Consider the following 411-nt stretch of genomic DNA (forward strand, 5'->3'; position numbering starts at 1 on the left):
GCCCGAAACCTCGGCGAAGGTGGCGTCGATGGTGACTTCGGTGGGGCCGTAGAGGTTGACGAGCCGGACGGAAGGCAGGGCGGCTCGCAGGCGGGAGGCGGACTCGGAGGGAAGAGCTTCGCCGCCGCAGAAGAGCCAGCGCAGGCGTGAGGCCTGTGAGAGGGAAGTCTCCTCCAGCATGAAGCGCAGCAGGGAGGGCACCACCTGGAGGACGGTGACCTCGTGGCGCACGACGCACGCGAGAAGAGCGGCCGGGTCGCGATGAGCATCAGGAGGCGCGAGGACGAGGGGAGCGCCCACCAGCAGCGGAGCCCAGCACTCCCAGACGGAAGCATCGAAGCTCAACGGCGTCTTCTGCAGCACGCGGTCCGCGGCCGTCAGGCCGAAGGTGGAGAGCAGCCAGGCCATATG

The 411-nt window shown here is 68.9% G+C and carries 1 protein-coding gene; it reads right to left on the reverse strand.

Going from position 1 to position 411, the window contains the following annotated elements:
• The coding region (locus G4D83_RS45330) for an AMP-binding protein (RefSeq protein ID WP_163871181.1) at positions 1 to 411 on the reverse strand (411 nt) is incomplete at both ends.

It is taken from the genome of Myxococcus eversor (genome assembly GCF_010894455.1).
Classification (GTDB): domain Bacteria; phylum Myxococcota; class Myxococcia; order Myxococcales; family Myxococcaceae; genus Myxococcus; species Myxococcus eversor.